The sequence below is a fragment of the Arachnia propionica genome, from assembly GCF_037055325.1.
Lineage (GTDB): Bacteria > Actinomycetota > Actinomycetes > Propionibacteriales > Propionibacteriaceae > Arachnia.
This window is the reverse complement of record NZ_CP146373.1, coordinates 2,503,701-2,520,228: the sequence shown is the minus strand read 5'-3', so window position 1 is coordinate 2,520,228 and position 16,528 is coordinate 2,503,701. Positions and strand designations below refer to the sequence as shown.

At 63.8% G+C, this 16,528-nt stretch carries 15 protein-coding genes and 2 pseudogenes; 3 read left to right on the top strand and 14 right to left on the bottom strand.

Translation table 11 applies throughout. From position 1 onward, the window contains the following. Positions 1-60: 60 nt before the first annotated feature. The 4 genes from V7R84_RS11650 to V7R84_RS11635 all read right to left on the bottom strand — a co-directional run bounded on the left by V7R84_RS11650 (position 61) and on the right by V7R84_RS11635 (position 4,570). Complete coding sequence (locus V7R84_RS11650; RefSeq protein WP_338573902.1) at positions 61-690, bottom strand: DUF4276 family protein; 630 nt, start codon at positions 688-690, stop codon at positions 61-63. Positions 691-710: 20 nt separating this feature from the next. After that, entirely contained in the window at positions 711-1,853 is a 1,143-nt protein-coding gene (locus V7R84_RS11645; RefSeq protein ID WP_338569199.1) for an AAA family ATPase, read from the bottom strand. 128 nt (positions 1,854-1,981) lie between these two features. Continuing rightward, positions 1,982-3,499 (bottom strand): trypsin-like peptidase domain-containing protein, encoded by a 1,518-nt coding sequence (locus V7R84_RS11640; RefSeq protein WP_338569197.1) that lies wholly within the window; start codon positions 3,497-3,499, stop codon positions 1,982-1,984. Positions 3,500-3,595: 96 nt separating this feature from the next. Next, the gene (locus V7R84_RS11635) at positions 3,596-4,570 is read right to left on the bottom strand and encodes a class I SAM-dependent methyltransferase (protein ID WP_338569195.1); all 975 of its coding nucleotides are present in this window, start codon (positions 4,568-4,570) and stop codon (positions 3,596-3,598) included. Positions 4,571-4,904: 334 nt separating this feature from the next. On the opposite strand from V7R84_RS11635, the gene V7R84_RS11630 reads away from it, so the two are divergent. Both V7R84_RS11630 and V7R84_RS11625 read left to right on the top strand, forming a co-directional pair. After that, positions 4,905-6,056, top strand: coding sequence for an AAA family ATPase (locus V7R84_RS11630; protein WP_338569193.1), 1,152 nt, complete (start codon positions 4,905-4,907; stop codon positions 6,054-6,056). 2 nt (positions 6,057-6,058) lie between these two features. Beyond that, the gene (locus V7R84_RS11625) at positions 6,059-6,325 is read left to right on the top strand and encodes a hypothetical protein (protein WP_338569190.1); all 267 of its coding nucleotides are present in this window, start codon (positions 6,059-6,061) and stop codon (positions 6,323-6,325) included. A 19-nt stretch (positions 6,326-6,344) separates the two neighbouring features. Here V7R84_RS11625 and V7R84_RS11620 read toward each other — a convergent pair whose 3' ends face one another. The 8 genes and pseudogenes from V7R84_RS11620 to V7R84_RS11585 form a co-directional block, all read right to left on the bottom strand. Continuing rightward, a complete protein-coding gene (locus V7R84_RS11620) occupies positions 6,345-7,301 on the bottom strand; it encodes a carbohydrate kinase (protein ID WP_338569187.1) in 957 nt (318 codons plus the stop codon). A gap of 21 nt (positions 7,302-7,322) precedes the next feature. Beyond that, positions 7,323-8,711, bottom strand: coding sequence for a sugar porter family MFS transporter (locus V7R84_RS11615; RefSeq protein ID WP_338569184.1), 1,389 nt, complete (start codon positions 8,709-8,711; stop codon positions 7,323-7,325). Positions 8,712-9,165: 454 nt separating this feature from the next. After that, positions 9,166-9,422, bottom strand: a pseudogene (locus V7R84_RS11610) (integrase core domain-containing protein); the annotation flags it as partial. 257 nt (positions 9,423-9,679) lie between these two features. Then, a pseudogene (locus V7R84_RS11605) lies at positions 9,680-10,763 on the bottom strand (IS630 family transposase). 46 nt (positions 10,764-10,809) lie between these two features. Beyond that, entirely contained in the window at positions 10,810-11,445 is a 636-nt protein-coding gene (locus V7R84_RS11600) for a hypothetical protein (RefSeq protein ID WP_338569181.1), read from the bottom strand. Between the two features lie 329 nt (positions 11,446-11,774). Further along, positions 11,775-12,542, bottom strand: coding sequence for a PhnD/SsuA/transferrin family substrate-binding protein (locus V7R84_RS11595; RefSeq protein WP_338569179.1), 768 nt, complete (start codon positions 12,540-12,542; stop codon positions 11,775-11,777). 1 nt (position 12,543) lies between these two features. Further along, positions 12,544-13,008 carry a PAS domain-containing protein gene (locus V7R84_RS11590; RefSeq protein ID WP_338569176.1) on the bottom strand — a complete coding sequence of 155 codons (465 nt, stop codon included), beginning with the start codon at positions 13,006-13,008 and terminating at the stop codon, positions 12,544-12,546. A gap of 14 nt (positions 13,009-13,022) precedes the next feature. Then, positions 13,023-13,391 carry a roadblock/LC7 domain-containing protein gene (locus tag V7R84_RS11585; protein WP_130873251.1) on the bottom strand — a complete coding sequence of 123 codons (369 nt, stop codon included), beginning with the start codon at positions 13,389-13,391 and terminating at the stop codon, positions 13,023-13,025. Between the two features lie 398 nt (positions 13,392-13,789). Here V7R84_RS11585 and V7R84_RS11580 point away from each other — a divergent pair, with 398 nt between their 5' ends. After that, positions 13,790-14,701, top strand: a complete 912-nt coding sequence (locus V7R84_RS11580) for a VWA domain-containing protein (RefSeq protein WP_338569170.1) — start codon at positions 13,790-13,792, stop codon at positions 14,699-14,701. Positions 14,702-14,798: 97 nt separating this feature from the next. On the opposite strand, the gene V7R84_RS11575 is transcribed toward V7R84_RS11580, so the two are convergent. After that, positions 14,799-16,034 (bottom strand): protein kinase domain-containing protein, encoded by a 1,236-nt coding sequence (locus V7R84_RS11575; protein WP_338569167.1) that lies wholly within the window; start codon positions 16,032-16,034, stop codon positions 14,799-14,801. Next, positions 16,027-16,455 carry a DNA-binding protein gene (locus tag V7R84_RS11570; RefSeq protein WP_338569165.1) on the bottom strand — a complete coding sequence of 143 codons (429 nt, stop codon included), beginning with the start codon at positions 16,453-16,455 and terminating at the stop codon, positions 16,027-16,029. Before V7R84_RS11570 ends, V7R84_RS11575 begins: the two co-directional genes overlap by 8 nt. Positions 16,456-16,528: the final 73 nt, after the last annotated feature.

Below are 16,528 nucleotides of genomic sequence, written 5' to 3'. Positions count from 1 at the left end.
CGTTTCAACCCAAAGCCGGTTGAACCGAGCCCCACGACCCGGCTCAACCGGTTTTCAGGGTCAGGACAGCAGATCCTGCCACCAGTCCGCGAACGTGGGGCAGCGGTTCAGGACCGGGCCGAGCCCCGCTTCGGCGATCAGCAGAGGGCCGGTGACGGTCTTGATGTAGTTCGGGTCCGCCTTCCTGAGCCGCTTCGATGGCGAGGTGGCAGGGCCGTGGTCGACCTGCTCGGGCCCGCCGGCCCGGGTGATGTCGCGCCGAAGACCTGCGAGCCCCTTGGCGGGAAGCAGATCGTCGCCCTTCCCAGCGTCGATGGCCGCCAGAACGAGTGCCTCGATCTCGTGCAGCACGACGAGAGGACGGAACCGGGAATCAGGGTAGTGGGTGCGCAGGGCGTGCATGAGATCCCGTTGACGCTGGGTGTCGCTTCCCTCGGTTCCGTATCCCGGAGCTCCCTGAGGATACTGGTAGTAGTCAATGAGGAGGCCGACCCGGTGGGCGTGGCTCGCCCCGAGCAGGCTGCGGAGCCTGATGTCGTACTGCCTCCACCCCCCGCCTCCGCGATGAACGCCGGTGGGAGTGGCCGAGGTGATGACCACGGTAGGCGTGAGCGCGAAACCACGGGCCCGGGCAGACGGGGCGAGTACGTCATTGACGATGACCTCCTCCGTCTGGCCCTCGACGAGGATGAAGACCTGTTACACGGGATTCACCCCTCTTTCGTGGGGCGTCCCCCGAGGAGATTCATCTCCCACAGGTTGCCCGTGGAGTAGTTCTCCAGGAAAGCCGTGAGGAACGCCTCATCGGGGCGTGAGGCCTCCGTGGCGCCGTCGACTCTGTCGAGGACGACGATCTCGCCCAGGTCGAAGTGTGACACCAGTGGCACCGACTGGGTGGCCAGGAGGACCCTGTGGCCGTTGCGTCCCGCGACACGGGCCATCTCTGCGAGCAGGTCGATCGCTGCCGGGTGAAGCCCGAGCTCGGGCTCGTCCAGGACCACCGTCGCGGGAAGATCCGGTCCTAGCAGCAGGGTGGCCAGGCAGATGAAACGCAGCGTGCCACCGCTGGCTTCACGTGCCAGGAAGGTGCGGTCCAGACCCCGCTGCTTCCAACGCAGCCGGATTCGTTCCGAGGGATCGGGTTGGAGAACGAAGTCGTCGAAGAAAGGAGTGACGCGCCGGATGGCCGCCACGATCCGTCTGTAGTGCCCGGGGTGTTCCCGGCTGACCCTGTGGAGATAGGCGGCGATGTTCTCTGCATCGGAACGCAGGGTCAGGTCGTCACCGACCGTCGACCATCCTTTCACGGGTGCGTTACCAGAGACGTCGTCGAAGTGAAAAACGCGACAACCCTCCAGGATGGGACGCACATACCTGGCGAACTTCTGCAACTTCCCGGAGCCCGCCGACTCGGTGATGTCACGAACCCGGCTCCGGGAACCGAAACCCAGGTTCTCCTCGTAAGGGCGGTGCCGCTCGTGTCCCGCCTGGAAGAGCAACCATTCGTGCAGCTCTGCCAGACCCGAACCGGTCACCTCGTCGGGGCTGAGCTCCACCCGGTAACCATTCCGAGTGTCCCGCTCATCGAACCCGGACATGAGGGTGATGAGGATGCGATCCGTCCGGGTCTGCTCATCCTCGAAGAGGAGATTGTCCACGCCCCCGCGGCGGCGCAGGTACTCCTGGAAGGAGTCATCCCAGATGCGCGACACCAACTCCAGGGCACTGACGAGATTCGACTTGCCCGATCCGTTGGCCCCGATGAACACCGTGACGTCGGTGCTCAGGTCCAATTCGACGCGTCGAATCGATCCCAGCCCCTCCACGACAAGGTGCCCCAGCGCGGTAGTCATGCGACGAGCCTAGGCCATGTTGCGGATGCGTCGGTCACGTCACCGGGAAAAGCTGGCCGGCGCCGCGGCCTTCCCGAGTGGGACGGGAGACCACGGCGCCGGATCGGCAGCGATTGTCGGAAGACCTCTCAGTTTGCAGCTCCAAGAGTCACTTTCAGTTCAAGGGTTTCGCTGCCTCGAAGCACACTCAGGGTCACCTCCTTCCCCACCTCGTGGCTGCGCACCTGCGCCACGAGGGATTCGGAGCCGACCACGGGGGTGCCGTCGATCGCTGTGATGAGATCACCCTTCTGCAGCCCCGCCTGTGCGGCTGCCGAACCCTGGGTGATGTCCTCCACCTGGGCGCCGAGTTGGGTGCCGGAGGTGCCGTTGCTGGCCCGGATGCCCAGCTGCGGGTGCTTGACGGTGCCGTTGGCGATGAGCTGCTCCACCACGGATTTGACCTGGGCAGACGGGATCGCGAAACCGATCCCGATGTTGCCGGACTGGCCGGAGGACGAGCCGTTGGAGGTCAGTGATGCGATGGAGGACGTGATGCCCACCAGTGCACCGGACGAATCCACCAGCGCGCCACCGGAGTTGCCGGGGTTGATGGCGGCGTTGGTCTGGATGGCGGAGGTGACCACCACGTCGCTGTCCTGTTGGCTGTTGATGTTGTTGTCGAGATCGTTGTTGTCGGTGACGGCCTGGGTCGTGACGGGCCGGTTCAGGGCGGAGACGATGCCGGTGGTCACCGTGTCGGACAACCCCAGCGGGTTGCCGACCGCCATCACCGGTTGCCCCACTTTGAGCTTGGAGGAATCCCCCCAAGACGCGACCGTCAGGTTCGACGGCGGGTTCTCGAGTTTCAGCACCGCCAGGTCGGTGGAGGGATCGGTACCGACGACCTTGGCCGAGTAGGTCTTGTCGCCGATCGTGACGCTGAGTTTGGCTCCCTGTCCCGCGCCGGAGACCACGTGATTGTTGGTCACGATGTGGCCCTGGGCGTCGATGATCACACCGGAACCCTGCCCTTGCTTGTTGCTGCCCTCCACCTTGATCGCCACCACGGCGTTCTTGATGGCGGCCGCCGTCGCGGTCCAGTCGGGGCTGTTCTCGGAGGGTTGTGCCACCTGGGTGGTGGTGGCCGTCGAGATGGCGCTGGGTTGGTTGCCCCCCAGGTAGTGGTTCGCGACGATCGCGCTGCCCCCACCCACCCCGGCCGACAGCAGGGCGACGGCCACGAAGGCCGCCAAGGTTTTCCGGGCCTTCCGGGGTTTCTTCGTCGCGGTCTGCGCCTCCACCGGAGCCGAGGCGGAGTAGGGGCCTGCCGTGTGGCTCACGCCGGAGGGGAGTGGGGGTGTGGTGGGGGCAGGTCCGTGGGTCGCCTGGGGGGTGTGGGCCATGTGGGGGCCTTGAATGGGCTGGGGAGCGTGAGGACCTTGGGACATGGGGGTGGTCGCGGGCTGGAAGGTGGGGGTGCCTTGGCCGGGCTGCTCGGACCCGGAGGCCGCCTGACCGGACGGGGGGCTGGTCTGGTCGGCTTGAGAATTGGCCTGGCCGGGCCGCGAAACGGACTGGTGGGAGCCGGCTGCGTTCCGGAAGGGATTCCCGGGCAGACCCTCCTGGGTGTTGTGGGCCGGGTGGTTGTTCTCCTGGTTCGTCATGAGGCTCTCCTGTTCGCTTCGTTGGCTACAGGAGATAGAAAACTCCGGGAATCTGTGTGTTACCTGTGTGGTGCGTGCGTGCTTCCTGTGGGCAGGTCACAGGTGTGTAAACGTCAGTTGATAGTTCCGGTCTTGGGCTACGACCCTGGTCCGACCCACCCGGACGGTGAGCTCCCTGCGCCACGGCAGATGGGAGTTAAACACGCACCACAGCTGCCCTCCGGGACGCAGCACCCGGGCGGCCTCGTCGAACATCCGCAGGGTGGGTTCCGACTCCTTCGCGTGCCCTTGGTGGAACGGGGGATTGGTGGCGATCACGTCAAAGCTGTGGTCGGGGAAACCGGATAGGCCATCGGCCCAGCGGACGTCGATGTCGAGACCATTGGCCTGAGCGGTGGCGCGGGTGGAGGCCACCGCCGACCAGGAGACGTCGATCGCGGTCGTCTCGAGTCCCCGGCGGGCCAGGACAGCGGCGATCACCCCGTTGCCGCACCCCAGATCCAGCGCGGTCCCCTCCTTAGGATCCAGGTGCTCCAGAAGGAGCCGGGTGCCGTCGTCGATCCGGTTGCCGTTGAAGGTGGCGCCGTGGGCGACGAGGGCCAGGTCGAGATCGGGGTGGTTGCGGGTCTTGGGCCATTCGGTTTCGAGCTGGTTCGGTCCCCAGGCCCGCAGCACGCGGCACTTGCAACGTCCGAGGCTGGCGTTGACGGCTGTGAAGTGGCGGGCCAGCACCTGGTTCATGGAGCGGTTCATGTGCTTGACCCTTGCCCCGCTGAGGAACATCACGTCTGGGGCTCCCTGGACGCTGGCGCAGTGCTCGTCCAGGGCGGCCAGGGACTTCGGCAGATGCCCCCACACCAGATCCACTCCGCGCAGCTCACCCGGATGGGAGACGAGCAGGCCGGGATTGATCTCGGACACGACCTGCGCGTCACGCAGGTCGTCGCACCACACCCGCACGTCGCTGCTGCGTTCCAGGGCGGTCGTGACGAGCCCCGGGGCGTCGATGACGGCGATGGCCCCGGCCCGCTCGGGTGATTCGTCCAGGATCAATGGGTCGACGGGATGCATGAGGAAATCCTCCCACGGCGAAGAGAAAGCGATGTGGATTCGGCGCCACTGTGCAGGGTGGTTGTGCGCGTCCCGGGCTGCCACCGGATGGCCGCGGCGGAGGGCCCTCGCTCGCGGATCCTTCTTCAACGGGACCTGGTGCCCCCACCTGGTGCGCTACTGGATGTAGCTCGACCCTGAACCACATGATGCTCCAGCAGCAGAGGTCATCGAGCTGCTGTGGCACAGCACATCCCTTCAGATAGCGTGTCACAGTCACTACTTCCCAGGCAAAGGTTCCGTGAGGAGTCGGGAGCAGTCAATGAGACGATACGTGCACTGGAAGGACTGAACCATGCAGATCACCCATGTCACTGCCCACAACTGGCGCAATTTCAAGAACCTCGACGTCGCAGTGGCGGATCGCCTGCTGATTGTCGGACCAAATGCAGCGGGTAAGTCGAATCTGCTTGATCTCTTCCGCTTCCTGGGTGATATATCCCGGAAAGGCGGTGGTTTGGCGGCGGCCCTTGAATCGCGCGGTGGCTTGTCAAGGGCACGTTGCCTGTTCGCCCGAAACAACCACAAGGGCGAACTCGCCATCATGGTTGATCTGCGCGACGGGGAAGATGAATGGCGCTACGAGTTGGCGATCAAGGGGAAGAAGGGCGGCCACAACCACCCCATCGTCGTTCGCGAGATCGTCACCCGCAACGGCAGGGAGTTGCTGTCCCGCCCGGACGCCAACGATGACCGGGACCCAGATCAGCTCACCCAGACGCATCTGGAACAGATCTCCGCCAACCAGGAGTTCCGGCCCATCGCCGAGTACTTCGCCAAGGTCAATTACTTCCACTTGGTGCCCCAGATGATCCGTTACCCCCAAACGGGCGGGGCGAGCCCTCGAGCATTCGGCAGTTCCATGATCGCGGACATGAACGCGACGCCGGTCCGCACCAGACAGGCGTGGTTCCGGCGCATCGAGCGTGCCCTGCAGTCGGCGGTTCCAGGATTCGAAACGCTGCGGCTGGAGGTGGACAAGGCGGGACAGCCACACCTGATTGCCGGATACCGTAACTGGCGCAGGAATCCGTCGGAGCAGAACGAAACCGACTTCTCTGACGGTACCTTGCGCCTGATCGGACTCCTGTGGACCATCATCAGCTCTCCTGCCAACGGCGGAGTGCTGCTCCTGGAAGAGCCGGAACTCTCGCTCAACGCGGCTGTCGTGCAGAAGCTGGCCTCGCTGCTGGCGATGGCCCAGCGCGGGACCAGCATGCAGGTGATCCTCTCGACCCACTCCCCGGAGCTGCTCGACGACGAAGGCATTCGCCCAGGGGAAGTTCTGGTACTGCAGGTGACCAGCGACGCCACGGTCGCCAACCAGCTCTCCGAGATCGCCGAGGTAGAAGCTCAGATCAGCGCCGACCTTCCCCTGTCCGAAGTGGTGGCGGAGCTGATCAACCCAGGCGACCTGACCGGCCTCATCAAGGCCGCGCGGCGGTAGCCATGCACGTCGTGGTGGAGGGCTCCGAGCGTGGCGCTGCTCGGCACCGGACCGGTCTTGAGGCGAGCCGGGCGTCGCTGGACGACCTGGTGCTGCACGACGAGTTCCTCCACGCCCTGCGCCTGTTCCTCGACATCCACGACTACGACGGCAGGGCCCCGTCGGTGATCAAGCCCGCTGATCAGCTGATCGTGCAGCGGGGCCGCAAGAAGTGGGCAAAGAATAACGCCGACGGCGAGATCGTCCAGTCCGAGAAAGACGAGGACTGATCCCGCCGTCGACGCTGGGTCAGGCCAGACGCAGGTCCTTGGCCTTGACCGCAGCGACCTCCTCATGGGTCGGTGCGTAGGCACCCGCGCGCTGGACCGTCAGGCCCGACGTGATCGTCGCCCGGTGCAGCGCCGGCATGACGTCGTCCCAACCTGCGGACCGGAGCCGGACCTTGGCCTCACGGCTACCGAGCAGGTCGGCGTCGAGCAGGCCCGAGATGAGGCCCCCCATGAACGAGTCGCCGGCGCCGACGGTGTCGACGACGTCAGTGGTGAGAGGGTCGATCACCAGCATGTCGCGCGCGGAGGCGAGCTTGACGTAGATGCCCCACGGGCCGCGGGTGACGATGACCAGGCTCGGACCGAGCTTCAACCACTGCCGCATGACCTCCTCGACGGGGGTGCTTTTGCCGTAGAGCCACTCGAGGTCCTCGTCGGAGACCTTGACAACATCGGCCAGCGCAACGAGCTCCTCGACGCGGCCGCGCGACTTGTCGGGGGACTCCATGATCGCTGGACGAGCGTTGGGGTCGTAGGAGACGGTGCCGACCTGAGACATTGCGCGGGCCGCCTCCAGGACCTGGGTGCCGCCGGGCTCAAGGGTCGCGGCGAGGCTGCCGGTGTGGAGGTGGGCGATCGCCTCCGGGGCGGGCAGCGGCGGTACCTCCCACGACAGGTCGAACTCGTACTCGGCGCTGCCGGCATCGTTGAGGCTGGCGTACGCGAGCGATGTCTTGGCGGCTCCGTCGCTGCCGGGCACGACCCCGACGCCGTGGTCGGCGGCGTAGTCCTCGATCAGCTTGCCGTGGTCGTCGCGCCCCCACCAGGCCCCGATCAGGGCGGGCCGGCCAAGGCTGGTGATGACGCAGGCGACATTGAGGGGGCTGCCGCCGACGTGCTCACTCATGGTGTCGTCGCGGATGACGACGTCGATGAGCGCCTCGCCGAGGCAGAGGACGGGCTTGGGTTGAGTCATGGAGACCTCCTTGTCGGTCGGCTACTTGTTGAGGCCGAGTTTGTCTTCCATCTCCTCGAGTGGGATGCCCTTGGTTTCCGGCATCTTAGTCAGCACCCAGACGAGTTGACCGAACATGCAGACCAGGAAGATGGAGAACGCCCAGCCGCCACCCCAAGCACCGATGATCGGCGGGAACGCGTAGGTCGTGATCGCGGCGAACATCCAGTGGGTCAGCGAACCGAGGGACTGACCGAGGCCGCGCACGCGCGTCGGGAAGATCTCGGAGATGAACACCCAGATCACCGACCCTTGACCGAAGGCATGCGCCGCTATGAACACCAGGAGGCCGATCAGCACCAGTGTCGACGAGGTCGAGTTGAAGTGACCTTGGAACATGAACATGACAGCGGTCAGGAAACCCATCGAGACCAGGTAGCCGATGGAGCCGGCGATCATGAGGGAACGACGACCGATGCGGTCGATGACGGTCAAAGCGGCCATTGTCGCGACCAGGTTCATCAGGCCGACGCCGACGGACATGAGCAGGGCCGCGTTGTCGTCGGCGCCCGCTTGTTTCATGACCTCGGGGGCGTAGTACAGGATCGCGTTGATGCCGGAGAGCTGGTTGAACATGGCGATGAAGAACGCCAAGGCGATGACCTTGAAGTAGCGGCGCGTGAAGAACTGGCTCAAGGTGGCCTGCGACCCGGCGGCGGCGAGCTGGTCGCGGATCTCCTGGATCTGCTCGTCGGACTCCTCGACGGTGTTGCAGAGGCGACGGCTGATGGCGATCGCTTTCTCCTCGTGGCCTTTGGCCATGAGCCAGCGTGGCGTTTCGGGAACAGCTATCAGGAACACGAGGAACAGCACCGACGGGACGACCATCACGCCGAGCATCCAACGCCACGCGATCTGCGGGTCGTGGACGATCTGAGCGACGATGTAGTTCGACAGATAGGCCACGAGGATGCCGAGGACGATGTTGAACTGGACGAGGCCGACGAGGCGACCGCGGACCCTCGCCGGGGCGATCTCCGCGGTGTAGATCGGCGCGCACACTGACGACAGGCCGACGCCGACGCCGCCGACGAATCGGAAGATCATGAGCACCAGATGGCTGGGTGCCAGAGCCGTTCCGAGGGCGCCGAGCACGTACAGGATGCCGATGAAGAACAGTAGCTTGCGGCGGCCGAAGTGGTCTGCGGAGCGGCCGCCGAGCAGCGCGCCGATGATGGTGCCGACGGTGGCGATGGCGACGGTGGCGCCCAGGCCCCCGTCGTCGAGGTTGAACTGGACTTTGAGCGCGGCGTTGGCTCCAGAGATGACGGCGGTGTCGAAACCGAAGATCAGGCCGCCAACGGCGGCGACAATGGCGCTGCGAATGACGAGCGAACTCGCCTTGGCGGAGGCTTGTGCGCTGTTGGACATCGCGACTCCTTGTTTTCGAGTTGGACGGAAGCGGGTACAGCGATAGGGGGCCGGAATACCACTTTGTTTTCGGGTCGCCAGTGACGAACCAGCGTCGCTGGGAAGCATAGTCCGGATGGCGTGACGCTGGGCGGAAAGGTGAAAAATTCCCCACTGTGAGACGCGACCAGGGGTTTGGATCGGTCTAAATGGCTCTGACTACGGGAGTTTACCTTTGGTCAGTTCTCTGTGGGTTTCGGACCCTTGTCGCGTGGTCGCGATCGCAGAATGTGTCCGGTTATATTTTCAATGTCCGGTTTCATCGAATCAGGGCTATGATTGTGCGACGACGTCGGTCAGGGGCGCAGGGTGTTGTCGTTGAGGCGCTGTGAGATCGCTGAGGGACGGACGCCTTCGGACTCGGCGGCCTTGAGGTTGGTCAGGGGTGATGCCCAGTGAGGTTGTTCAGCCAAGCTTATTCATATTCATCCTCAAGTGTTCTCCGACTAGGAGTTTCACTGGTGACACGCCGCCTGTGAATAAGCCTCGGCCTGGTGATGGGTGTGGCTTTTGTGATCGCGGAGTGGGGCCTGTGGTGATTGTGGGTGTGGACCCAACCGGGCAGGGCTGCGAGGCGGCCGGCTTCTGACGGCCATAGGACTTCTTCAACGCCCAGCCCTCGGTGAGAGCGCAGCGGAATCTTTCGATCTTGTCGCTGGTTTGTGGTCGATAAGCGGCGGGCGCGCCTGGCGGCCCTGTTCCAGGTCGGGGCTACCACCCCTTGTCGGCGTCCGACGGGGCGAAGGCCTCCGCTGTCGGGGACCTTCGAATCCGGGGCGTGGAGACAGCGGTGGTGTGGGAGACCGGAAGCCCTCTACGTTGTGGCGCCGGTTCCCAGACAAACCCACTCCACCACGGGAGACCTTCCCCAATCCACACCTCAAACAGAATCATCGCACCGACCCGACCGACCTACCTTGACATCACACCTAGTGGCGTGGCGTTGAGGTGAGTTTACGTTTGCGGTTGATTTTGGCGAGGATTTCGTCTGGGGTTTTGGTCCAGATGAACGGGTGTTTCCGGTTGTTCCAGCTGTTGATGAATTCGCGGATCTTGCCGATCAACTCGCGGACTGAGACGAAGGTACCACCTCGGATGGCCTGGCGTTCGATGATGCCGAACCAGACCTCGACCAGGTTCAACCATGACCCCGACGTCGGGGTGAAGTGGACCTTGATGCGTGGGTTTGCTGTAAGCCAGTTGCGGACCTCGACTCGCTTGTGCGCGGCGTAGTTGTCCATCACCAGGTGTAGTTCCAGCTTCCGGGTAGGCACGGGCCACATGCTTGAGGAAACCGAGGAACTCTTGGTGGCGGTGCCGGTCCTTGCAGAGCCCGGTCACCTTCCCGGTGGCGATTTCCAGGGCGGCGAACAAGGTGGTGGTGCCATGGCGGACGTAGTCGTGGCTGCCTGGCTCGTTGTGGCCAGGTTGCATCACAAGCACTTTCTGGGTGCGGTTCAACGCCTGGATCTGGGACTTCTCATCGACGCACAACACGATCGCGTTGGCCGGCGGGTTCAGATGCAGGCCTACAATGTCGGTGACCTTGGCCTCCAGTTCCGGGTCGGTGGAGAACGTGAACGTGTCGGCCTTCCATGGCCGGACCCCTGTACTTCTTCCAGGCCTTGGTGACCGTGGACTTGTGCACCCCCAGGCGGGGAGCCAGCAGTCGACTCGACCAGTGAGTCACCCCCAGACGCTTCAGGGGGAAGGCCTGGGCGTTGCGGTGATGATCGCTGCATCATCAACCACCTTCGATCAGTCTGGACGTGGGATGTCAACCAGCCCCTCCAGACCGTGTTCCAGGTAGCGGCCCCGCCACAGATTCACCGTCGGTCGAGACACCCCCACCAACTCAGAGATCAACGCATTCGCGACTCCCTGGGAGGCCAGCAACACGATCCTCGCCCGCTGCGCTGCCCCTGCGGTTGTGGCGCTTGAACGCACCACCTTCTCAAGTATCGCTTGGTCACCGTCACGAAGCGGCAGGGCCGGGGCTGGTTTGTTCGCCATGCCCCATTGCCCCACCAAACCGTAAAGCTATTTAAACGCCACGCCACTAGAACGTCGTTGTGCTCATGCTGCTCATGAATGCGCCGTGGCCGGTGGTCGTGTTCCAACAGGTCATGCCCGCCAGTTCGGATGCGCACGTGTAGTCGCCGTGGTAGACGACGGTGCCGTACGGCACCACTTGCGGGGGAGTTTCTGGTCTCTGGAAAGCGGGGGTCTTGTTCTTGGATGTGATCGCGGGTTCCTCCAGGCCGGGAGAATCGCTCGTTGACATCTCCACCCACCACTTCGGTCCTGCGTGATCGCGACCATAGGGCATGTCTGTGACGTAATTATCGATTCCGCAACCAACGTACGAGTGTTGCTCGGAGAAGTCACAGCCGATGTTCTCCGCTGGGTTGATGATCGTCGCCACATCCTGATGGACGGCGGTGGCTGGGGTTGCATTGTCGGGAAGTGGCCCACCGGCCCCTGGATGGGCGCCGGGAATCTGAATCGGCTTTCGGGCAGGGCTGGGAGTCAAGGTTGGTGATGGGCTAGGACTTGGTGACTCGGATGCCGGCATCGACGTGGGCGTCGTGACAGGTGGAACCGGCGCGAGCGGCGGATTGCAGCCGACCAGTAAACCTCCGGTCAGCGCCGCGGCGACAAACAGGTTCGGATGACGGTGGAAGTGCTGAGACATGGTCTTCTCCTGGGCCTCATTGCTTCGATGGGGACGGCGATACCACATACCCTGCCACGTGAAAGTGCGCGGGCAACGGCTCTCGCAGGTTGAACACACGTGTGAGGCATTCCGATTGTCGCCGCGCCTCGTTTGCGCCCGGTCGGAAACCTGGGGCGCAATAGTCACCCTGAAGCGGTCCTGAAAAGGAGGACAAGGCGGGTGAGTGCTGTGCAGCACGGGAAAGCTCCGGGAGATGTGCTCGGAGCTGCAATATCGGTATCGACGATGCTGCGCCTCGGATTCCCGAGGCGCAGCACGTGGATTTTCGGTGCGGTTCCTGCCTATTTCTACCGGCTCGGGGAACCTTCCTGGGCCAGCGCATCCATGAGGTCAATCATGAATTCGGTGTCCTCCCTTTCCAGGCGCTCCCAGCCCTGCGGGGCACCCAACGCGGTGAGCAGATCCTTGGTGGCGGGATCGGTGCTCAACTGCTCCAGACCCTTCCAGATCGGCTCCACGAGATGCGCGATGCCGGGACTGGCGAGAAGGCTGCTGCGCACCACGTAGATTCGGCTGCGAATCAGTTCCCGGAGCTGCATCTTGACCATCGATGACAGCTCGTCGTAGGCGTTCTGCGGGAAGAACCCGACCGACACCTGCCCCTGCATGACCGCTTTCGCGACGAGCACGGGATTCGGCCTGAGGGAGACCTCGATATCCGGGTATGCGAGGTCTGCGGGTTCCAGGAGAATGCGACAGATCCTCTCGACGTCCGGGGCGTCGGTGGCCGCTGCGGTCAGCGGGGAGGTCAGATCCGTGACCTTCTGGATTTCGCTGTCGGCCGACACCACCACCGTGGCTTCCTTCGCCGTCCCACTGGCCCAGGCAACGGGAAGGTATCCTTTTTCCCGGACCAGGTATGCCGTATCCGCTGCATTTGCATATACGAGGTCAGCCCTGTTTTCTTCAAAGGCTGAGTGAAGGTCGGCGAAATCCGTGTAGGCGGTCGGGTGAAAGGCCTCTCCGGTGATCCGCTGCAGCTTGGTGTTGAAAATGAACCAGTCCGTGACATTCTGAATGTTCACATCGGGACTGATGGCGAACTGCAACGTCATTTCAGCGACCCTCTGCCTTCACCATTTCTGCGTACAGCTTTTCCATTTCGGACACCTTGTCCCGTGATGGTTCGCGTCGCACCGAGGTGTGGCCGACGATCTCGCCGCCCCGTACCTTCGGAATCACAGTGGCATAAACCCAGTAGTAGCCACCGTCGGCTCGGAGATTTTTCACGTATCCGCTCCAACGTTTTCCCTGCTGGACGGTGGACCACAGGTCCGCGTACGCGGCTTTGGGCATGTCTGGGTGACGCAGGATCGAGTGGGGTGCTCCGATGAGTTCTTCCTTGGGGAAACCCGACATGATCACGAACGCTTCGTTGCACGTCGTGATCACCCCGTCCCGGTCGGTTTGCGACACGATCAATTCGCCCGTCGGGAAGCGGGTTTCCACATCGGTGACCACCACCTGACGACTGCTGCCGTCGTAGTAGGTCCAGCGCATGGCCCGTCCCGGACAGGTCATGTCCCCCAGGGTTTTCATGCGAGTTCGCGAGCGAGGTCCTTGGCAGTCGCCTTCATTTCGAAGAGGATCATGCCGAGTTTCGCGTAGCCGTTCGAGATACCGATCAGGACTGCCTCGGGGCCGGCCGCGATGTGGACGATGTAGCCATCGCTGCCCTTTACGAGAACCTGTTCCAGCTCTCCTCGTTTCAGCTCGCTGACGGTGCGGGTGCCGGTGGCCAGTGCGGCCGCGCCCATGGCGGCGACGCGGTCCTCGTCCGTGCCTCCTGCGAGGGCCGATGCGATGGGCAGGCCGTCGAGGGTGACGAGAAGTGCTCCCTCGAGGTCAGGGGTGAGAGCGACGAGCCTTTGTAGGTGCTGCTGGATCTGTTCAATCCTCGACATGGTCTTCCTTTGGTTTTGCGGTCTGGTGCTGGTGTCCAGCGCCCTGAGCGGTACGGTCATATTAGAAGTTTGGCGATAGAAGTGGATGGTTGTCAAAAGTTTAAAGCTCCGCTTTAGTGGTGCCATCGAAAGTCACTGTCCTTCTCGCGAGAAAGAGGCTTGGTTGGTCCGTGTGAGATGTGCCGAAAAATGTTCCGAGGCGTTGAAAAGTCGATGACTGGTGAACAAGAGATGTGCACGTTTTCATCTATGTGGAGTTTGTGGTGTTCTTCGCGGTTCGTCGAGGATGGTGGACCGGCGGTGACCTCCTGCGGGTGCTGACGCGCCGCTCCCGGAGGCTTGACATTTGCGGCAGCGAAGCTTAAGTTCGCAGTTGCAAAGACATGGGAGGTGTGCCAATGAACCGATACCACCGCCTGGCGGCGGCCTGCGGGGCCCTGTTGCTGGTTGCCGTGTGTGGCTTCCTGATGTCTGCTGTGCGCGGGGATGACGTCGCGCCCAAGGTGTTGCTGATGCTGGACTCCTCGGGGTCGATGGAGGACGTGGACCCGTCTGGTGAAACCAAAATGGATGCCGCCAAGAATGCTCTCGTTCACGCTTTCGACACCGCGTCCTCGGATGTCGAGGTCGGGCTCAGGGTGTACGGGGCGGATGTCGACGTGAATAGCACATCGGGTTCCTGTGCAGATTCCCGGCTGGCCCATCCTGTTGGGGCTCTGGACAAAGCGGTCCTGACCAATGCGGTTAACCAGTTTCATCCCCGTGGTAGCAGCACGCCCATCGTGTATGCGCTGAAGGAAGGTGCCAAGGACCTGGGAGACAGTGGCAAGCGGCGTATCATCCTCGTTTCGGACGGGGAGGAGACCTGTTCGTCGGATCCCTGTGGGGAGGTGCGGGACCTCGTTGCGGACGGCGTGAGTCCTCAGATCGACATCGTCGGTTTCGGTGTGGGCGACAAGGTGCGTCAGCAACTGTCCTGTATGGCTGAAGCGGGCGGTGGCAGCTATTACGACGCGAAGGACGCCGATTCGCTGGAAGCGAGTCTTCAGCAGCTCGGGTCCGAAACGGTGCATGGGTACACGGTCGCGGACACCGCGGTACGGGGTGAGGGAACCCCGGCTGATGCCCCGGAGCTGGAGCCGGGGCGTGAGCAGGCCGATGGGGTCGCGGGGGACCCAGGATGGGCCTGGTCGGATCAAGCCACCGCATCGGTCGACGTCAAGTCCTTGGCGTTCTTCGGGGGCGGCGGTGCGATTGTCGTGCTCAGTGGCGGAGCTGTGGCCTCCGTGCTGTTGCGGCGGAGAGGCTGAAGCCACCCGAACCCGTGATGCGGGGTGGCGGCGGTCCCGACCGATCGCCGGGGGAGAGTCGTTGCCCGTTCTCGGTCCTCGCTTGGGTGGCGCTGTCCTAGATCACGTACCAGAACACCAACAAGACGACGCCAGCGATGAAGGCCACCACGGAGGCTGCGAACAGCACCCAGTCGGAGGTGTGGCGTTTTCCTCTGCCTTTTCGCCGCGGGGCGGGGCTTTCGGCCTGAGCAAGCATTGGCAGTGATTGTGGTGATTGGGTGTGGAGAGGGGTGACGGAGGGCTGGGCCTGTAGGGCCGTGGAGGTGTGAGGGCTGCGGAACTGGGCGTATCCGGGGTGCGCCTGCTGGAGCTGGCCGGTCGGAGGGGTCGGCCGCGGGATGCGGTCGGTGGTGGGCGTCCGCTGCGGAAATTGAGAGGAGGAAGGCGTCGGGAAGGAGGTGACGTATGGGGACAGCAGCGTTCCCGAATGTTCGAAGCCCTGTGACGAGGTGTGTGGGCTTGTGGGGTCCAGGGGTTCGAGTTGATGGAACACCTCGACGTACTCGGCGGCGCCGTCCTGCCACGCCAGTTCAGGGGTCTCCAGGCGGTGCAGGGCCTCTGTCATGCACGGACGTGCTTCGGCGTCGGGGTTGATGAGGTCGCGGATCAGGGACCAGAGGCTCTCGGGTATTCCCTCGGGAGTGGGGGTGGTGGAGTCGATGCCGAGGTCGCGAGGGCGAGCTCCCGTGAGCATTGCGGCGCCCACCATGCCGGCCGCAAACATGTCCACCGCGGGGGTCACATCCCCGAAATTCTGTAGCTCAGGGGCCAGGTAGCCGGGAGTGCCGTGAACCAGGCCGGTCTCGGTGAGGCGCGGCCCGGTGAGATCGACAGCGATCCCGAAGTCGGTGAGATAGGCGTGGGGGCGATCTGATCCGGTGGCATCGAGGAGGATGTTCGCCGGTTTGACATCTCGGTGCACCAAGTGGGCGGCGTGAACCGCTTGGAGGCCGGCCAGGAGCTGTCGCAGGATCTCGGCGGCGAAGCGGGGAGGCAGGGCGCCGTGGTCGCCGATCAGTGTCGCCAGTGAGCCTCCGGCGACGATGCGCATGGTGAACAGTACCTGGTTGTCCTCGCCGATCCACCCGAGTGGGGCGATCACGTTGGGGTGGTTCACCCGGAGTCCCTGCTCCCGGACGAAGCGCAGCAGAGCCGATGCGTCCGACTGGCGTAGCACCTTGGCGGCGACGATCCGGTTCAGCTTCAGGTCGCGGGCGCGCCACACCGCGCCCATGCCGCCCTCGCCGAGCAGGTCGATCAGCTCATATCGTCCTCCGAAAACTTCACCCATGCCGTGCCGCAATCCTCAGCAGGCGCGTCAGCTCGGGGGACGTGGTGAATTCTGCGAGTCGCAGCAGTTCCTCCGGCGGTGCCGCGTTGTGCAGCTCTCGGACGGCAGGGTTCAGGGATGTGGAGATCGTGGGCGTGGCTTCCTGGATCTCCTTGAGGCGTTCCGTGCGTTGCGTCGCCGTCAGGGTTGCGGCCTGCCGGGACAGCTCCACGAGGGCCTGCAGGCGCCCGAGAACAGCCGGGTTGCCGATCTTGGCGCGCTGGCCCGACAGCAGTTGGGACATCATGGGGGCGGACAGGCCCAGGATCTGCGCCAGGCCTGCCTGCGTCAGGTTCAGGCTGTTCCGAACGCGCCCTGTGATGTCGGCGAGCGGTTCTCCGTAGAGTTGCCTCTGTTGTGCCAGGTTCTCCTCAGTCGCCATCTCGCCTCCTTGGTCGACATCCTAATGGGGTGAGTGGGCAATGGCATGCGTTAGTCAGTGAACGGTGTCGGGG